17 protein-coding genes are annotated in these 17963 nt (G+C 59.1%); 15 read left to right on the forward strand and 2 right to left on the reverse strand.

Translation table 11 applies throughout. The features are described 5' to 3' along the window. Positions 1-75 precede the first annotated feature (75 nt). From glyA to ABH944_RS27505, 10 genes are all read left to right on the forward strand, one after another. The gene (glyA, locus tag ABH944_RS27460) at positions 76-1371 is read left to right on the forward strand and encodes a serine hydroxymethyltransferase (protein ID WP_404610402.1); all 1296 of its coding nucleotides are present in this window, start codon (positions 76-78) and stop codon (positions 1369-1371) included. A gap of 100 nt (positions 1372-1471) precedes the next feature. Continuing rightward, the gene (locus tag ABH944_RS27465; protein WP_404610401.1) at positions 1472-2362 is read left to right on the forward strand and encodes a dihydrodipicolinate synthase family protein; all 891 of its coding nucleotides are present in this window, start codon (positions 1472-1474) and stop codon (positions 2360-2362) included. A 5-nt stretch (positions 2363-2367) separates the two neighbouring features. Continuing rightward, entirely contained in the window at positions 2368-3699 is a 1332-nt protein-coding gene (locus tag ABH944_RS27470; protein ID WP_404610400.1) for an NAD(P)/FAD-dependent oxidoreductase, read from the forward strand. Between the two features lie 17 nt (positions 3700-3716). Then, complete coding sequence (locus tag ABH944_RS27475) at positions 3717-5210, forward strand: aldehyde dehydrogenase (RefSeq protein ID WP_404610399.1); 1494 nt, start codon at positions 3717-3719, stop codon at positions 5208-5210. A 66-nt stretch (positions 5211-5276) separates the two neighbouring features. Next, positions 5277-6044: a pyrroline-5-carboxylate reductase gene (locus ABH944_RS27480; protein WP_404610398.1), complete on the forward strand. Its 768-nt coding sequence runs from the start codon at positions 5277-5279 to the stop codon at positions 6042-6044. Between the two features lie 206 nt (positions 6045-6250). After that, a complete protein-coding gene (locus ABH944_RS27485; RefSeq protein WP_404610397.1) occupies positions 6251-7255 on the forward strand; it encodes a LysR substrate-binding domain-containing protein in 1005 nt (334 codons plus the stop codon). Positions 7256-7550: 295 nt separating this feature from the next. Further along, complete coding sequence (locus tag ABH944_RS27490) at positions 7551-8624, forward strand: acyltransferase family protein (protein ID WP_404610396.1); 1074 nt, start codon at positions 7551-7553, stop codon at positions 8622-8624. 104 nt (positions 8625-8728) lie between these two features. Then, the gene (locus ABH944_RS27495) at positions 8729-9550 is read left to right on the forward strand and encodes a helix-turn-helix transcriptional regulator (protein WP_404610395.1); all 822 of its coding nucleotides are present in this window, start codon (positions 8729-8731) and stop codon (positions 9548-9550) included. A 176-nt stretch (positions 9551-9726) separates the two neighbouring features. After that, on the forward strand, positions 9727-10431 hold the full coding sequence (locus tag ABH944_RS27500) for an AzlC family ABC transporter permease (protein WP_404610495.1): 705 nt from the start codon (positions 9727-9729) through the stop codon (positions 10429-10431). Then, entirely contained in the window at positions 10428-10745 is a 318-nt protein-coding gene (locus tag ABH944_RS27505) for an AzlD domain-containing protein (RefSeq protein WP_097271728.1), read from the forward strand. Before ABH944_RS27500 ends, ABH944_RS27505 begins: the two co-directional genes overlap by 4 nt. 110 nt (positions 10746-10855) lie before the next feature. Here ABH944_RS27505 and ABH944_RS27510 read toward each other — a convergent pair whose 3' ends face one another. Next, the gene (locus ABH944_RS27510; RefSeq protein ID WP_404610394.1) at positions 10856-12349 is read right to left on the reverse strand and encodes an MDR family MFS transporter; all 1494 of its coding nucleotides are present in this window, start codon (positions 12347-12349) and stop codon (positions 10856-10858) included. Positions 12350-12643: 294 nt separating this feature from the next. On the opposite strand from ABH944_RS27510, the gene ABH944_RS27515 reads away from it, so the two are divergent. The 5 genes from ABH944_RS27515 (at position 12644) to ABH944_RS27535 (ending at position 17362) form a co-directional block, all read left to right on the forward strand. Continuing rightward, entirely contained in the window at positions 12644-13135 is a 492-nt protein-coding gene (locus ABH944_RS27515; protein WP_404610393.1) for a RidA family protein, read from the forward strand. Between the two features lie 28 nt (positions 13136-13163). After that, positions 13164-14354, forward strand: a complete 1191-nt coding sequence (locus ABH944_RS27520) for an amidohydrolase family protein (protein ID WP_404610392.1) — start codon at positions 13164-13166, stop codon at positions 14352-14354. Continuing rightward, positions 14351-14866, forward strand: a complete 516-nt coding sequence (locus tag ABH944_RS27525) for a GNAT family N-acetyltransferase (protein ID WP_404610391.1) — start codon at positions 14351-14353, stop codon at positions 14864-14866. Before ABH944_RS27520 ends, ABH944_RS27525 begins: the two co-directional genes overlap by 4 nt. Before the next feature lie 187 nt (positions 14867-15053). Further along, positions 15054-16607 (forward strand): methyl-accepting chemotaxis protein, encoded by a 1554-nt coding sequence (locus ABH944_RS27530; protein WP_404610390.1) that lies wholly within the window; start codon positions 15054-15056, stop codon positions 16605-16607. A 215-nt stretch (positions 16608-16822) separates the two neighbouring features. Then, on the forward strand, positions 16823-17362 hold the full coding sequence (locus ABH944_RS27535) for a cysteine hydrolase family protein (RefSeq protein WP_404610389.1): 540 nt from the start codon (positions 16823-16825) through the stop codon (positions 17360-17362). A 30-nt stretch (positions 17363-17392) separates the two neighbouring features. Here ABH944_RS27535 and ABH944_RS27540 read toward each other — a convergent pair whose 3' ends face one another. Further along, the gene (locus ABH944_RS27540; RefSeq protein ID WP_404610388.1) at positions 17393-17884 is read right to left on the reverse strand and encodes an Lrp/AsnC family transcriptional regulator; all 492 of its coding nucleotides are present in this window, start codon (positions 17882-17884) and stop codon (positions 17393-17395) included. Positions 17885-17963 lie beyond the last annotated feature (79 nt).

Here is a 17963-nt window from a genome sequence, read left to right on the forward strand (position 1 = left end):
TCTACGTTTGCGGTGACGCAGCGCAGTTCGATGCTTGAAGTGGAATTTGCCTTTGGAATATCACGGAGTATGTCTGTGAACGATAACCTTCGATTTTTCTCAGAGACCCTGCAGGACCGTGACCCGGTTATCTCGTCCGAAATCGTGCTGGAACTACGTCGCCAGCAGACCCAGATTGAACTGATTGCATCCGAGAACATTGTGTCGGCTGCCGTGATGGAAGCACAGGGGACCGTGCTGACTAACAAGTATGCCGAGGGTTATCCGTCAAAGCGTTATTACGGCGGGTGCGAACACGTCGACCGCATTGAAGCATTGGCGATAGACCGCGTGAAGGCGATATTCGAATGTGAATACGCAAACGTGCAACCACACTCCGGTGCGCAGGCGAACGGAGCCGTGATGCTCGCGCTTCTGAAACCGGGCGACACCATTCTCGGCATGTCGCTGGATGCAGGCGGACATCTGACCCATGGTGCGCGTCCGGCTTTGTCCGGGAAATGGTTCAATGCCGTGCAATACGGCGTAGACCCCGAGACGTTCCGGATTGACTACGACGAAGTTCGCCGGCTGGCAGAGGCGCATAGTCCCAAGCTGATCATCGCGGGTTATTCAGCCTATCCGCGCGCACTCGATTTCGCGAAGTTCCGGGAAATTGCCGATAGCGTCGGTGCAATGCTGATGGTCGATATGGCGCACATTGCGGGTATTGTCGCCGCAGGCCGACACGCTAATCCAGTGCGTTTTGCTGATGTGGTGACGTCCACCACGCACAAGACACTTCGCGGTCCGCGAGGCGGCTTCATTCTTACGAACAACGCCGACATCGCCAAGAAAATCAACTCCGCTGTTTTCCCGGGATTGCAGGGCGGTCCGCTCATGCACGTCGTCGCAGGGAAGGCGGTCGCTTTCGGCGAAGCCTTGCGTCCAGAATTCACAAGCTACATCGACCAGGTTCTGAAGAACGCCCACGCACTTGGGGAAGTCCTGAAGCTGGGCGGGGTGAACCTCGTGACGGGCGGCACAGATAACCATCTGCTTCTCGTCGACCTTCGTTCAAAAGGCTTGACCGGGACGCAGGTTGAGAAGGCTCTCGAACGAGCTGGCATTACGTGCAACAAGAACGGTATTCCATTCGATACTGAGAGCCCTACCGTCACATCGGGGATTCGGCTCGGTACACCGGCCGGGACGACGCGCGGTTTCGGCACGGCGGAGTTCGGTGAAATTGGCACCCTCATTCTTGAAGTCCTGTCCGCGCTCGAGAAGCAGCCGACAGGCGATGAAATCGTCGAGCGCTCCGTGAAGAGCCGGGTCCGCGAATTGTGCAGCCGCTTTCCCATTTATTCACACACGGATGTTTTGGTCTAAACACCAGTCAATTGATTTTCAACACGGCAGCCCACGAGATCCGATGCAGCTCGGAAGAGCGCTTACGTCTGCAGCGGCTGCCTGAACAAGGAGAATGAACATGAGCTTCGAGGGAGTACACGCACCTCTGGTTACACCGTTTAAAGCGGACGGTGAAATTGACCATGAACTGCTGGGCCAACACGCGCTTGATTTGGCTGGACGCGGTCTCTCCGGCCTCGGGGTTGGGGGAACAACGGGCGAATATTACGCGCTTAGCTTCGAGGAGCGTGTTCAGACCTTCCATACGGTCGCCGAAGCCGCCGGCGGGAAGACGTATCTCACGGCGGGCATTAACGCTACCACGACGCGTGAGGTGCTTCGCTTAGGACAGCAAGCGAAGAGCGCAGGGCTCTCGGCCCTGTTGGTGGCGGCGCCGTACTACGCCCAGCCGACGCAAGATGAGCTGTTGCAGCATCTGCTCGCGATTGACGACAGCCTCGACATGCCCATCATGCTGTACAACTTCCCCGCACGCACGGGAACTGAGATCAGTGACCGTGTGCTGGGAGAAGTGCTTGAACGCCCGAATTTCATTGCCATGAAGGAAAGCACCGGCGATATCTCCCACCTGCATCACCTCGCCACGCACTTTGGCAAGAAGCTGGTACTCAGCTGCGGGATGGACGACCAGGCCCTCGAATTCTTCGTGTGGGGCGCGCGGAGCTGGGTCGCGGGCGCGGCAAACTTTCTGCCTGAGGTCCACGTCGAGTTGCTTGAGGCCTGTGTCAAGAAAGGCGATTTCACCACCGGTCGTGCGTTGATGACCCAACTGCTTCCGGTTCTGGAACTGCTCGAGCGTGGTGGCAAATTCATTCAGTATGTCCGCTACGGATGCGAGCTGGCGGGCACGCCGGTGGGTAATGCCCGTGCGCCGCTGGGTGTCCTTACCGAGGATGAGCGACGTGATTTCGCCAAGCTCATACAGCCGCTGCTTCGCAACGGACGCTGATTTGCATGGCCTCGAAACTCGAATTCGCCCGGTTACCAGCAGCCGATGGCGTAAACGGCTGGTGGGAAAGTTTGCCGCCGCCAGCCGCGTTGAATCGTTTCCAGGGCAGCCGGGACTTTGACTTTGTAGTGGTCGGCGGGGGTATCACGGGACTTTGCGCGGCGAGGCGTCTTGCCGAACTGGCGCCGGACGCTACGGTGGCGCTTGTGGAGGCCGATCGTATCGGCCGCTCGACCGCGGGACGTAATTCGGGTTTTTTTGTTGACCTGCCGCATGACATAAGCAGCGAAAGCTACTCCAGAAGCGTTGACGCCGACAAGGCCGACGTTCGGATGCAGCGTCATGGTATTGACTACGTGAGGTCAGTTGTAAAAGGGCAGGGCATTGAGTGCGATTGGCGAGACGACGGTAAATACCATGGCGCGGTGAACAAGCGAGGCAAGGATTCGCTCAAGCACTTCGCAGAGGGTTTGCGGCGCATCGACGAGCAATTCGAGTGGCTCGATGAAGCGGCTATCGGCAAGGTCACCGGCACCGCTTTCTACCGCGGCGCGATCTTCACGCCGGGATGCAGCACCGTTCAGCCCGCGGCGCTAATGCGAGGACTGGCCACCACGATGCCGTCAAACGTGGAGGTATTTGAACTCAGTCCAGTTCAACGGTTGGAGCACAGGGAGTCGGGAAAAGTGCTTACCTTTGCGGGCGGAACAATCAATACCCGGAAGGTTGTCCTTTGCATCAACGCATACGCCGCAACGTTTGGCGGACATCCAAACGGCTTGCTGCCCGTGTACACCTTCGCCTCGCTGAGTAGAAAGATGACGCCAGTCGAGGTCAAGGCCCTTGGCGGAATCCACTCCTGGGCGTTGATTCCGGCAGACCCGATGGGGACCACCGTTCGACGCTTAGGCACGGACCGCATTTGCGTTCGAAATCACTTTATTTTCCGGCCGGGGCTGGAGGTTTCGCCGGCGGATTTGCGCAAGGCGAAGTCCCTGCACCAACGCTCGTTCGACCGTCGGTTCCCGATGCTTGAAGATGTCGCGCTCGAATATACGTGGGGTGGCGCTCTCTGTCTGTCTGCGAACAGCGGTGCGTTGTTCGGCATGACGACGGACGGCTTGTATCAGGCGATTGGATGCAACGGGTTGGGGCTTAGCAGAGGGTCGGCGTCCGGAAAGGTGATTGCCGAGTATGCGCTAGGCATGTCGAACGACATGACACGGCAGCTCTTGAGCCAGGCGCATCCCCGGCCGCTTCCCATGCGCCCGATTGCAGACGTTGCCGTTTCAACCGCGATATGGCTGAAGGAATTCGTGGCGGGAGCCGAACTTTAATTGATTGAGGATTTGAAATGACGACATTTGAGCAATGGAAGCACAAGGCCGATACCCTTTCGCTGGATGGGCGTGCATTCATCGGCGGCCAGCGCTGTGCCGCAGTGTCCAATGAAACGTTCCAGACATTCAACCCCTCGAACGGAAAGGTCCTTGCAGATATCGCGCGGTGTGACGCGAGGGACGTTGACCTGGCTGTCGCCTCGGCGAGAGACGCGTTCGAAACGGGTGTCTGGTCAAAGGCAGCGCCATCACATCGAAAGTCGGTGCTCCTTCGATTGGCTCAGTTGATTGAAGAAAACACCGACGAGCTAGCCATTCTCGAAGCGCTTGAAGCAGGCAAACCTGTCTCGGAGTGTCTGGGACTCGATATCCCGGAATCTGCCGCATGCATCCGCTGGCACGCGGAAGTGACCGACAAGCGATACGACGCGCTCTCCCCGTCGGGACCCAATGTGGTCAGCATGATTACTCGTGAGCCCATCGGGGTCGTAGGCGCAGTCCTTCCGTGGAATTTTCCCGCATTGATGCTTGCATGGAAAATCGGTCCGGCGCTGTCGGTTGGCAACAGCGTAATCGTTAAGCCGGCTGAGCAGACTTCCCTTGCGACGCTGCGAATCGCCGACCTTGCCGTGGAAGCCGGAGTGCCTCCGGGCGTATTCAATGTCGTACCCGGGTTTGGTGAAACCGCAGGCCAGGCGCTCGGCCTCCACCCCGACGTGGACCTCATCGCCTTCACGGGTTCGACGGAGACCGGCAAGCGCTTTTTGAGGTACTCCGCCGATACCAACCTGAAACGGGTCATTCTCGAATGCGGTGGAAAGAATCCGCAGGTGGTTCTGCCGGACGTCGCCAATCTGGACGCTGTCGCGGAGCAGGCGGTAGCTGCTGCGTTCTGGAATATGGGGGAAAATTGCAGCGCGGGCTCGCGCCTGTTGGTGCCAACCGGGACGAAAGATGTCTTGCTCGATAAAATCAAAACGGTCCTCGAGAGATGGAAGACCGGGCAGCCACTGGACCCCGGGATGAAGCTCGGTGCGTTGATTGAGCAGAAACATTATGAGAAGGTATTGGGTCACATCGAGAAGGCGAAGTCGGAGGGCGCGCGGCTGGTGCATGGCGGTAATGCCGTGCTCGTCGAAACGGGAGGCTGGTATATCGAGCCGACTATTTTCGATAACGTGACGCCCCAGATGAGCATAGCCCGGGACGAAGTCTTCGGCCCGGTGCTCTGCGTCATTGAGTACAACGACATTGACGAGGCGGTGCAGATAGCGAACGACACCTGCTACGGCCTTGCCGCTTCGCTGTGGACGGACAGCGTCAATAACGCGCACAAGGTCGCCGCCAGAATCCGCGCCGGAACGGTTACAGTGAACTGCTTTGGCGAGGGTGACCTGACAACACCGTTTGGTGGCTTCAAGCAATCGGGCTTTGGTGGCCGGGATAAATCTGTGTACGCGCACGACCAGTACTGTGAGCTTAAAACGACCTGGCTGCGGCTCGATTGAGGGGGCAGCCAACTATTCCAGCGGCGCGGACCGAGCCTGCGTCGCTCACTTCATTATGTCGAGACTATGCGAATTGGATTCGTAGGAACTGGCACCATAACTCGCGCGGTCGTAACGGGACTCCTGCACGTTGACGCACCATTCGAGCATATTTATCTTTCGCCGAGGAACGCGGATGTCGGGGCGACGCTGGCGAAGCTTGACCGACGCATCTCAGTCTGCGGAACAAACCAGGAAGTACTCGATGCCAGTGACATCGTCTGCCTGGCCGTCGTGCCGCAGATCGCAGCGGAGGTGCTCGAAGCTCTTGACTTCGAAGGTCACCATCATGTCATCAGCTTCATCGCGGGAGTCTCGATTTCGGACCTGGAACAGAGGGTTGGAAGGGCTCATGCGATTATTCGTGCGGTACCGCTGCCGGCTGTCGCTGCGGCCAAGGGAAGCACCGCAATTTGCCCACCGGACGAAGTTACGCGCCGGCTTTTCTCGTACTTGGGTACCCCCGTCGAAGTAGCGGACGAAAGTAAGTTCGATGCTTTGTCCGCTGTCACGGCGACCATGGCGAGTTTTTACGCGATGCTCGAAACCCAGGCGCAGTGGCTGGTCGCGCAAGGAATCGATTACGACTCCGCGCGTGCCTATCTGGCCGGCTACAGCGTGGGGCTCGCTCACGAAACATCGCTCAATGACAAGCCGTTTTCCACGTTGATTCAGGACTCCATGACGCCCGGTGGCATCAACGAGCAGCTTCATGGCGAGTTGTCCGGCAAGGGCACGTATTCCCACTATCAAGAGGCCTTGGACAATGTGCTGAGGCGCATAGAGGGACGATAAAAGGCGCTGTGGCGATTCACCGCAATCTCTACCATGTCAGGCCATTATTGGAGATTGGCCAGCAACCCTCCTGGCAGAGCCCTCGACCTGGAGATGGTTCGCCATAGGCGGGGCGAGAGTCCCGTACTGCCGGGTGTAAAGTTCAAGTGTCCGCCTGCCGCTGGTTTGCGGTCTTTCAGAGTCTGACCGCGTTGAAGGTGAACCCCATGCAGAAGAAACAACTGTTTGCCGACAGGTTACTGGCGCAAATGCCGTCGTTGCGCGCGCTGCGATGTTTCGTGACCGCGGCCCGCTATGAGAGCTTTACTCAGGCGGCGGAGGTGTTGTGTGTCACGCAGGCGGCCGTCAGCAGGCAAATCAAGGAGCTTGAGGACGCTCTGGATGTTCCTTTGTTCGAACGGACAGGACGGCATATTGCACTGACAGATTCGGGTCGCATCCTGTACAACGCCTCGTACTTGTCGATCATGAATATTGCCGAGGCAGCCGAGGCAGTGCGGCGCTCGGACAAACAGGCTTTGAACATATGCATCTCGCACACGTTTTCCGCGCTGTGGCTGTCCTCGAGGCTGCCGCGTTTTCGCAAGCTATTCCCGGACATCAAACTCAACGTTACGGTCACTGAGCACTTCATGGAGCTCGATGAGCTCATGCAGCCTGATGTCATCATCACGAAGAATCCGCCGCGCGAACTGGAATACGACGTGGAGCCGCTGTTTCACGATGTTGTTTATCCGGTCTGCAGCCCGGGGTTCTTTGAAAGCCACTTTCAGGGCAAAACGCTGAAGCCGCTGGACCTGCTCGCGCATCCCACGCTGCACCTGTCCCTATTGGGACGCGCGCAGGTTTGTGAGCACGTTGATTGGCGCGTATGGAGCAACTGGTTCCAGCAAGGGGACGGCTCGGACAGGTACTCGCCGGGAGAGCACTTTGAGAGTAACGACTACCGGCTGCTTGTTTCGTTGGCGGAGGCGGGAGAGGGGACGCTTCTTGGGTGGCATCATCTCGTCCATCGTCAAGTTGACCAAGGCGCACTCGTGCGTCCGGTGCGGGACGCCATCGTCTTCCATGACAGACATCATTACGTCATTACCCATAAAAATGCGAAGAGCCGTCCTGAATACCAAAGGTTCAGGCAATGGATTGCCGAAGAGGTCTACGGGATGATGAGAGATTGGCCAAAAGCGCCGGTCGACGCAAAACCGTCATGACGCGGCCCCATTCGTGCGTTCGGCGCAACCGCAGTTTCCGATAGGGCGGTAAACAGGTTCACACTCGACGGCCATGTAATAAAAATGAAAGCATAAAAACAAAGTAATTCCGGTCGATCGTTTCGATTAATCGCTTTACGGGCTATCTGAAACTATCCATTCCCGCCGGCAAAAACCCTTATCGAATTATTTTCTAATATTTTCTCGGCACAGCAACCCCAAGGGATATTTTTCTGCATCCGGATTGCATTTTTTCCACTCTACACTGGGCGCTCGATAATGACGGTCCGCCACTATGAACGCCATAAAGTCCACCAGGTTCGATTTGCTTGACGGCTTGAGAGGTGTTGCTGCAATCGCCGTCATGCTTCACCACTACACACAGCATACGGGCTGGGACTGGTTCGGCGGGGCATGGGTCGCGGTCGACCTGTTCTTCGTGCTGTCCGGCTTCGTGATCGCGCATAGTTACAGCAAGAAGATCCTGAACGGAATGTCGTTCCGCGAGTTCGCCTTCGTGCGGCTCGTCCGGCTGGCGCCCCTCTACCTGCTGGGACTGGCGCTCGGCGTGTGCGCCGTGTTGCTGTCGATGGCAAAAACCGGCACGCCGCAAATATCGGGCACGCAGCTCGCGACAGCGACCGTGCTGGGCGCGGCCTGGTTACCGTACTTCAATAATATTGGCTGGCCTTTTGGCACGGACTCAATCGTCGGCGCAACCTTTCCGTTGAACGATCCGTCGTGGTCGTTAGTCTTCGAGTTATTCGTCAACGTCGTTTTTGCCGCTTACCTGTACAAATTCCGCAAACTGCCGAGTGCTAGATATTCGCTGCTGGCGTTCATTGCGTTCATTGCCTGCACGATAATCTTTCGGCAAATCAATCCGGGCTGGCGGGCGGAAAGTTTCCTGCTCGGATTTCCGCGCGTCATTGCCGAATTCTTCGCCGGTGTCTTCATCTTTTCGGCAGGGCTCCAGTTTAAAAAGCCGCACGTCTTGTTCACCGCGACGGTGACCATCGCGGCGCTGGCGTGCTTCACCATCGGCAATCCCAAGGTGGCTTTCGTCAATTCGCTGACGCTCGTTCCGTTGTCGGTCGCGTTGCTCTGCTCCGTGTCCATAGAAGGCATAGGCCAAGGGATCTGCAAGGTGCTGGGCGAGCTCTCGTATCCGCTCTACGTGATCCATTTCCCGATCTATCGGCTGGTGTTCGAATCGTTCGAGATCCGGGCGCTCAACCCGGTGGTCCAGACGCTCGCGGTGGCCGGCATCTCGATCGTGCTGGCCTTGTTGCTCGCGCGCGCTGATCAGGAACTCAGGAGGAAGCTGACGAGTTTCATGAAGACCAAGAGGTCGGCCGCCGCGGTCTGACCGAGGCTTATTCCGGCATGGGGAAAACCGGCGGGTTATTCATAATCCGCTGAAAACGCGGCCTGGGCTAAACTTACGGTTTCCGCCCACGGCATCGCAAAGCCATGACCGCCTCCCGTTTCAGCAATTCCGCGCGCTATTGGCGCTCGCCGTTCGTGCCCGGCGCGGAAATGCTTACGGCCGAGTATTACGATCATTCCTTTGCGCCCCACTGGCACGACGCCTACACCATTCCCGTCATTGAGGCGGGCGCGGAGCAATACGACTATCGCGGGTCGAATTTCGTGGCCGAAGCCGGCTCGGTGCCGGTCATCAATCCGGGCGAACTGCATACCGGTGCGCGGGCGGTGGATCTGGGCTGGCGGTATCGCGTGTTCTATCTGCCGGTCGATTTCGTGCAGTCCGTCGCCGACGAAGTGGCCGGCCGCACCCAGCCAATGCCATGGTTCTCCGCCGATGTCATCCGCGACGCCGATCTCGCCCACCGCGTGCAGATCGCGCATCAGGCCATGGAAGCCAACCTGGATCCGCTCGGGGCAGAGCACGCGCTGTTCGACGCGGTGTCCACGCTGCTTGTGCGTCATGCGGGACAACGGCCGCCGATACAGCGCATGCGTCAGGACACGGCCCGTGTGAACGCCATGAAAGCGCGCCTGACCGATGACCTGACCGAGCCGTTATCCCTTGCCGAACTTGCGCAGACAGTCGGACTTTCGACCTTCCACGCCGCGCGCCTGTTCACACGCGAGACCGGACTTGCACCTCACGCCTGGCGTAACCAGATGCGTGTCAATCGTGCGCTCGAGGCCTTGCGCGCAGGCGTTCCGGTGACGGACGTGGCGGCGGCGAGTGGCTTCACCGACCAGAGCCATTTCACGCGGCATTTCAAAAAGACCTTCGGTGTGTCGCCCGGACGCTGGCGTTAGCGTGTCTCCTCACGTCCGACCTTACCCATGTAACCGGACCGCAAGAACGTACAAGCGCACGAACGTGGCGCGTCCTATCCTCGCTATCAACGGAGGAGACATTGAACTCAACGCATCAGAACCATCAGCCGGGCAATCTCGCCGAATTCGGCGCGGGCGCACGCGACACCATTCCCATGATGGTCGGCGCCGCGCCATTTGGCGTGATCTTCGGCACGCTCGCCGCTACCGGTCCGCTGCATGCGTGGTCGGTGCAGTTAATGTCGCTTGCCGTATTTGCAGGCTCCGCGCAATTCATTGCGCTCGGGCTGATTGCCGGCCACGCCAGTTTCGCCGTGATCTGGGCAACCACGTTCATCGTCAATCTGCGCCACGTGTTGTACTCCGCGACACTTGCGCCGTATGTCGCGCACTTGCCCGCGCGCTGGCGCTGGACGCTCGGCGCTTTCATGACCGACGAAGTCTTTGCCGTCTCGTACGCGCATTATCAGCGTCGCGCACCGGGCGAAACCGGACCGTATTACTTCCTGGGATCGGGCGTGTCCATGTATGTGAACTGGCAGATATGGACCGTCGCCGGACTGCTGTTCGGCTCCGCGTTTCCAGGTCTCCAGTCGAAGGGGCTCGACTTCGCGATGGTCGCCACGTTCATCGCGATCATCGTGCCGCAGCTTGTGGCGTTGCGTTTTGTGGCGGCTGCGCTGGCAGCGGGCGTGTTGTCGTTTGCGTGGAATGACTGGCCTTACAAGCTCGGTTTGCTTGCGGCAGTTGTGGTCGGAGTGGCGGTGGGCATGCTGCTGTCGATGCGTGCCAAGGACTCGACCCAACGCCCCGCACAACGTCCCACGCAACGCTCTGCGGAAATGGAGCGCGCCAAATGAAATACGCTCTTCTGATCCTGGGCATGGCGGTCATCACCTACGGCATCCGCTCTGCGGTTTTCGTGTTCGGCGAACGCCTGAGCTTTCCGCCCGTTGTGCGCATGGCGCTCAATTTCGTGCCCGTGACAGTGTTGACGGCAATCATCGTGCCTATGACGTTTGCGCCGCACGGCGGCGCGGCCGAGCTGACCTGGCGTAACTCGCAACTGGTCGCGGCGGCGGTGGCCGTGGTCGTGTGTGCAGTTACGCGCAAGCCCTTGCTGACCATTGCGGTCTCGCTGGCGGTGTTCTTCGTCTGGCAAATGATCGTTTAGATTTTCACTCGCGCCGCAGTGGTAAAAATCTCCGATGCGCACGCGAGCGAACCTCCCTCACGCAATCGTGCCGCGTCCCGCGCTGACTGAATCAGCCCGGCATTGCGTGCTTAGTCTTCGATCGGCGCCAACGCTTCGATCGGCATCTTTTTCTCGTGGCCCAACGTGATCGTCGGGACGAAGAGGAGAAACGCAACAACGAAAATCGCGATCACGAAAATCGACAGGAACGTGAGGTGAAGCGACTGATGCAGCACCTGACGGATGGCGTCGCTGGTGCCGAGGTTCATCACCTGATTCTGAAGTAGCGCCTTCAACTGGTCCGATGTAACTGCCGCCGCGCCGTTCGAATGACTAAGGCCGAAATTGAGCACGGCGCCGAACAGGGTCGCACCAATCGTGCTGCCGAGATTACGCGAGAAAAGATTCGACGCAGTCGCGCTGCCGCGCTGCGCAATATCCACTATCTCCTGGATCAGCACGAGCGAACTGACGCTCGCCGTTCCCATGCCGAAGCCCATGATGAGCGAACCAAACGCCGCGATGAGCGGCGAACTGTCCGGTGACAACACGATCAGGAACACCGCGCCCAACGGGATAAACGCGCTGCCGCCAATCAGGATGCGCCGCAGCCCGATGCGATGAAACGACTTCGCGGCCACCGTCGCGCCAACAGGCCATCCGACCATCATCATGGTCAATGCAAGACCGGCGATAACCGGTGAACGATGCAGGACGCCCTGCACGTACATCGGTAAAAACGTGGTTGCACCCATCAGGATCATGCCGGACAGGACGGTCGATCCATTGCACGCGGCAATCGGCCGGCGGCTCCAGAGCGCGAACGAGATCATGGGTTCGGTGGCGCGTTTTTCCTGCATCAGGAAGAACAGCAGGCACACGATAAAGAACCCGCCCGCGATCAATGCCTTCGTGACGTCGTCATTGCCCGCATACGTCAGCGACATCATGAGCGCGGCGATCGAGACCATGAAAAGCGCGGCCCCCGCAAAGTCGATGGACGGCCGCGCATGCCGCTCGGATTCCTTCAGAAACGCGATGAACCCGGCCGCTGACGCGAGGCCGATCGGCACGTTCATCCAGAAGATCCAGGCCCACGAAAAATCGCGGATGATGAACCCGCCCACCATTGGCCCGACCACCGCCGATATGGCCCAGACACTTGCCAGATATCCCTGCACCTTGCCTCGTTCGCGCGCGGGGTAGAGGTCGGCGACAATTGTCAGCGTGACCGGCTGGATCGCGCCCGCGCCGACGCCCTGGATCAGCCGGAACACGATCATGGCCGGCATGGACCAGGCGAAGCCGGCAAGTATTGAGCCGACCAGAAAGATCGCAATGCCGGCAAGAACAATGGGCTTGCGGCCATACAGGTCCGCGAGCTTGCCGAAGATGACCGTCATGGCCGTTTGCGTCAGCAGGAACGACGAGAAGACCCAGCTATAGAGATGCAGGTCGCCGAGCTGCGAGACGATCTGCGGCATGGCGGTGGAAACGATGGTGGCTTCGATGGCGACCATTGCCATTGAAGCCATGACCGCTGCAATGACAAGAGGACGCGACGATTGCGGGCTGCGGGACATGGAGGTTGGTGTAATGAGTGAAGCGGGTAAGGCCGCAGGATCTTGGCGCTGCGACGCGTGAAGCGGCCGCGGCGGCGCGGCCAGCGAAGAGTATGCACCTTGATGGAAATGTTCGCTGAACCCGGCTCGTGTGCAAACCTGCCTGATCAGGCCGCGCGGGTCGTCTCCTCTGAGGCGCATCCGTTGTTCAATCGCCATGTAAGGCAGCGTTCGCCACGGGCATTTGTTTGCTCGGAATGTTGTGACACACTTGGATGTTCGACGCGAACGCTTTCATTTAATCGGAGACCGTCAATGACCTCTACGCCCGTTCCATTCAATCCCGATTCGGCCGCCAAGCGTCTTGAAGCGCTTGGGCTCGTCTTGCCGAAAGTGCCTGCGCCACGGGGTGCTTTCAAACCTTTCTCACGCGCGGGCTCGCTGATTTTTCTCGCGGGACAGATTTGCGAATGGGAAGGCGAGGTTCGATACGCCGGTCCTGTCGGCACGGAGCAGGATCTGGAAGCGGGGCAACGGGCCGCGCAAATTTGCGGACTCAACCTGCTCGCTGCACTTCACCTCGCGCTCGATGGCGACCTTGACCGCGTGGTCAGTTGTCATCGCATGGGCGGATTCGTGTACTGCACGCCGGGTTATCCTGACGTGCCGAAAGTCATCAACGGCGCCTCCGACCTCATGTTTGCGGTGTTCGGCGAACAAGGCCGTCACGCGCGGACCGCGGTCGGCGTTGCCACGCTTCCAGCGGGAGCGTCGGTAGAAGTGGACGCGATCTTCGAAGTCCGCTGATGGCCTTTTTCTGTTTCCAGGAGTTCCAGTGCACACCACCTTGCTGATCACTCATGTCCGTCTGCCGGACGGTACCCCTGTGGATATTGCTGTCGACGGTGGACGGATAGAGGAAATCGGTCCGAACCAGCAGCGCAGCGCCGACGTAGTGCGCGAACACGGCCAGGGTGCGCTGGTCCTGCCGGGGTTTGTCGAAGGTCATACGCATCTCGACAAGACGAACTGGGGTTTGCCGTGGTATCGCAACGAAGTGGGTCCGAGGCTTATCGACAGGATCGAGAACGAACGATCGTGGCGCGCGAGCACGGGACACGACGCGGGTGCACAGTCGCTGGCGCTCGCGCGCGCTTTTCTTGCGGCAGGAACAACGCGGCTTAGAACGCATGTGGATATAGACACCGACGCCGGGCTCAGGCATTTGCACGGCGTGCTCGCAACGCGTGAAACGCTGGCCGATGTCATGGACATGCAGGTCGTGGCGTTCCCGCAGTCAGGCATGCTGCGCCGTCCAGGGACCGGCGCGCTGCTAAGCGACGCACTGGCGGCCGGTGCCGACGTGCTGGGTGCGCTGGACCCCGCGCTGATCGACCAGGACCCGGTCGCCTCGCTTGATACCACGTTCGAGATCGCGAACCGTCATCAGAAGCCTGTCGATATCCATCTTCACGAACCCGGCGAGGTAGGCGCGTTCACCTTCAACCTGCTGCTGGATCGTGTCAAGGCGTTAGGCATGCAGGGGCGTGTTGTTGTCAGTCACGCGTTTTGTTTGGGGCAACTGGCGGATCGCGAGCGCAACGTCCTGTTGGCGAGGATCGCGGACCTTGACGTTGCGTTGTTGACTACGGCGCCGCCTTCCGTACCCGCGCCTGCAATGCGCGCTTGCATTGAAGCGGGCGTGACGCTGTTTGCCGGTAATGACGGAATACGCGATACGTGGACGCCTTTTGGCAAGCCCGACATGCTCGAGCGGGCCATGTTCGTTGGCATGCGCTACGACCTCCGTCGCGAAGAAGACCTTGCACTTGCGTTTGACTGCGTCAGTACATTGGGAGCATGGGCGTGCGGGTTCAAGGACTATGGGCTGCACGAAGGCGCCCGGGCGGATCTGGTTCTGGTAGACGCTGAAACGGTGGCTCAAGCGGTTGTTTCTCGACCTGTCCGCAAGCTGGTTGTTGCACGCGGCAGGATTGTTGCGCGCGATGGTGTCGCATGCCTATGAAACTGATTGCCCAGCGTCTTTATCTCAGGGATCTGGAGCCATCCGATATCGACGCGGTGCACGAATATGCCAGCTCGCTGGAAGTTGTGTTGCATCAGGAATGGGGGCCCAACACGATCGAGCAGACGAGGGAGTATGTAGCCGGCTGTGTGATGGGGAATTCGTTGCCCGACAGAAGAACGCTGGAACTGGCAGTAGTACTGAACGACGGCAGCCTGATAGGCAGCTACCGCGCGACTTTGTCGGAAGACGGTACGGAGGCGGAGATCGGCTACTCGCTCAATCCACGCTATTGGCATAAGGGCTACGCTACTGAAGCCGCGAAACGCCTGGTCGAACATTTGGCATGCGAGTTCCACGTGCGGGAAATTTTCGCGACCAGCAGGCCGGAGAATCTCGCGTCCATTCATGTCCTGGAGAAACTCGGCATGCAGCAGATCTACCTTTATCGCAGGAACGTGCTGATCAGAGGCGAGTGGCGCGATACGCTGGTCTTTTCAGTGAAGGTTTAATGAATTGCATGTGGCGGACCGTCAAGGCAAGGAAAGTTGCTTGCCACCGCGTCCGCCAGTATTCCGTTCGCATTCACACGGCCCGGTTTTTCCCTGACTTCAGATTCCCTCCAGATGGCCGATAAGCACACAACGGCGCGCGCACCGTGCGTCGGGTCATGAACTGTGCCTTGCATCGGAGAGTAGATTGGACCGTCTTAGTTTGAACACCAAATTATCGCTGGCACTGCTCATTACATGGCTCGGGCTGCTGTTTCTTGGCGGCTGGGCCGCGTGGCAGTCGCGTGAAGCCATGACCGCTGATCGCAAGATCGGCGTTGAAAACGTGGTCGAGTCGGCTTACGGCATTGTTGCTGACTACGCAAGCCAGGTGGACCGCCATGAGCTGACACTGGAGCAGGCCCAGCAGCAGGCGAAGGTGAAGCTTGCCGCCATGCGTTATCCGGGCAACGGCTACATGCTCATTACGACCGCACACCCGGTGGTCATCATGCATCCGACGCTTCCCGATCTGCGCATGAAGGACGTGAGCGACTACAAGGATACGAACGGGAAGCTTTTGTTCGTCGAGATGGTCAAGCTCGCTCAGGCCAACGGACAGGGTTTCGTGCCGTACATGGCGCGCTTGCCGGGTAAATCGGACTCCGTGCCGAAGATCAGCTTCGTCAAGCGCTTTGCGCCCTGGGACTGGTACCTGATTTCGGGCGTCTACGTGAACGATATCAACGACGCGTTCAAGGTTAGCCTGATGCAATACCTGATCGTGATCCTGTTGATTGGCGGCGTGAGCTCGGCGGCGCTGGTGTTGATCATTCGTAATGTGAAGCACAGTCTGGGTGGCGAACCGGCGTATGCCGCGACCGTCGCCGAGGGCATTGCGAACGGCGACCTGTCGCACGACGTCGCGCTGAGCCCATCGGACGAGAGCAGTATGTTGTCCGCCATGCAACGCATGCAGCAACGCCTCGCCGATACCGTCCGGAGCATTCGCGGCGGCACGGAAACCATTACCGTCGCTGCCCAGCAGATCGCTGCGGGCAATCACGATCTCTCCGCACGCACCGAGCAGCAGGCGTCATCGATCAGCGAAACTGCGGCGAGCATGGAGCAGCTCACCGCGACTGTTAAGCAGAACGCGGAGAACGCGCATCAGGCGAACAAGATGGCGGCGAACGCTTCGCTGATCGCAAGCGAAGGGGGGACGGCGGTGCAGCAGGTCGTATTGACGATGCAAAGCATTGCTGCCAGCTCCACGCGCGTGGTCGACATCATTTCCGTGATCGAAGGCATCGCTTTCCAGACGAATATTCTGGCGCTCAACGCGGCGGTCGAGGCGGCGCGTGCAGGCGAGGAAGGGCGCGGTTTTGCGGTGGTGGCGGGCGAAGTGCGTAACCTTGCTCGCCGCAGCGCGGACGCAGCCAAGGAGATCAAGAGCCTGATCGAAGAGTCGACCGGCAAGGTCGATGACGGCAAGGCGCTCGTGGAGCGCGCCGGCACGACCATGCACTCGCTGGTTCAGGCCGTGCAGCGCGTGACGGATATCATCAGCGAAATCTCGGTGGCGTCCGAGGAACAGAGCCGCGGCATCGAGCAGGTGAATATCGCCATTGCTCAGATGGACGAAACGACCCAGCAAAATGCCGCGATGGTCGAACAAGCCACGGCCGCGGCCCAGTCGATGCAAGAGCAGGCCCAGTTGCTGCGCGACACCGTCAACGTATTCCGGTTGGCGAGCGTGTGAGAGCCGGCACGCGCTTTGGAAGCGGATCTCTGGCGCTGCGATTGTCAGACGTTTGGCTGCTCGGCGGCGAGTGACGTATCCGTTGTACCGATGTCCTTGCTTAGCTGAGGTTCTGTTGCCGCTTGGCTCAGGCTCAGAAAATTGTTCCAGCTATACTTTGGCGCCATTGACCCACTTAAGATCAGCCTATGCATTCGTCGTCTATGCGCGGGTCTGTGCTTCTGTTAATCGACCTGCAAAAAGCCATTGATCATCCGGACTGGGGCGTTCGTAACAACCCTTCGGCGGAAAACGAAATCAGCCGTCTATTAGCGCGCTGGCGCACCGAGAACTGGCCCGTCTGGCATGTGCGGCATGACTCGTCGGAACCGGCTTCTCACTATCGCCCGGGTCAACCGGGGAACGACTTCAAGCCTGAGGCCGCCCCTTTGCATGGGGAGCCGGTCATCGCGAAACGCACGAACAATGCGTTCATTGGCACCGGGCTGGAACAGCGGCTGCGCGAGGGCGGACATACAAGCCTCGTGGTGGCAGGCGTGATCACCAACAATTCTGTCGAGACGACCGTGCGCATGGCGGGCAACCTTGGCTTCAATACCTATCTTGTCGCGGATGGATGCTTCACGTTCGGGCGTCTGGATTGGAATGGCCAAGCGCGAAGCGCGGATGAGGTCCACGCGATGTCGCTAGCGAACCTGCACGGCGAATACTGCACGGTTGTTTCGGCTGCGGAGTTGCTGGAAGCATTCCTGTAGCTGACGGACTGAGCCAATACCGGCCACACACTATCTGGCTCGATCAGCCCCGATCCTTACCGGGGCATTGGCTTCGAACTTGGCACGATGCGTCGAAAAGAATGTGCGCACATTGCGGATGTTCGAAGACGTCTTGAACAGGCGACGCGCAAGTTCATCGTATTCCGGCATGTCGGAGACTTCGGCTACCACCAGAAAGTCCGGCCCGGGCGACACCCGATAACACTGGGTCACCACCGCTTGCGCGCAGATATAAGTTTCGAAAGCGTCCAGGTCCTCGGCTGCTTGCCGGTCAAGACTCACTTCAATAATCGCGGTTAACGTCGGCCCGATTTTGGCGTAATCGAGAATGGCCACTTCGCGCTGGATGACCCCGGCTTCCTTGAGTTTGCTTACCCGGCGCAAGCACGTAGGCGGTGACGCATGCACACGGCCGGCAAGCTCCACGTTTGACACAGACGAATCACCTTGCAGGATTGAAAGGATGCGAAGGTCGAGTTCGTCCAGATAAATTCCGGGCACTTTTGGCTCCGTCTTTAGCGCTAAGAGTGATCACTCGCGCATAGCTTAGCGTGAAATAAAATTTCATCAAGTGTTTTGG

The sequence above is a fragment of the Caballeronia udeis genome (genome assembly GCF_044909315.1).
Lineage (GTDB): Bacteria > Pseudomonadota > Gammaproteobacteria > Burkholderiales > Burkholderiaceae > Caballeronia > Caballeronia udeis_A.

Excerpts from the sequence above, each read along its gene's own strand:
- ABH944_RS27525 (WP_404610391.1), top strand. The coding sequence starts at position 14,351 with ATGAAACTGATTGCCCAGCGTCTTTATCTCAGGGATCTGGAGCCATCC.
- ABH944_RS27515 (WP_404610393.1), top strand. The coding sequence starts at position 12,644 with ATGACCTCTACGCCCGTTCCATTCAATCCCGATTCGGCCGCCAAGCGT.
- ABH944_RS27470 (WP_404610400.1), top strand. The coding sequence starts at position 2,368 with ATGGCCTCGAAACTCGAATTCGCCCGGTTACCAGCAGCCGATGGCGTA.
- ABH944_RS27495 (WP_404610395.1), top strand. The coding sequence starts at position 8,729 with ATGACCGCCTCCCGTTTCAGCAATTCCGCGCGCTATTGGCGCTCGCCG.
- ABH944_RS27475 (WP_404610399.1), top strand. The coding sequence starts at position 3,717 with ATGACGACATTTGAGCAATGGAAGCACAAGGCCGATACCCTTTCGCTG.
- ABH944_RS27505 (WP_097271728.1), top strand. The coding sequence starts at position 10,428 with ATGAAATACGCTCTTCTGATCCTGGGCATGGCGGTCATCACCTACGGC.
- ABH944_RS27510 (WP_404610394.1), bottom strand. The coding sequence starts at position 12,349 with ATGTCCCGCAGCCCGCAATCGTCGCGTCCTCTTGTCATTGCAGCGGTC.
- ABH944_RS27465 (WP_404610401.1), top strand. The coding sequence starts at position 1,472 with ATGAGCTTCGAGGGAGTACACGCACCTCTGGTTACACCGTTTAAAGCG.
- ABH944_RS27485 (WP_404610397.1), top strand. The coding sequence starts at position 6,251 with ATGCAGAAGAAACAACTGTTTGCCGACAGGTTACTGGCGCAAATGCCG.
- ABH944_RS27490 (WP_404610396.1), top strand. The coding sequence starts at position 7,551 with ATGAACGCCATAAAGTCCACCAGGTTCGATTTGCTTGACGGCTTGAGA.
- ABH944_RS27500 (WP_404610495.1), top strand. The coding sequence starts at position 9,727 with ATGATGGTCGGCGCCGCGCCATTTGGCGTGATCTTCGGCACGCTCGCC.
- ABH944_RS27480 (WP_404610398.1), top strand. The coding sequence starts at position 5,277 with ATGCGAATTGGATTCGTAGGAACTGGCACCATAACTCGCGCGGTCGTA.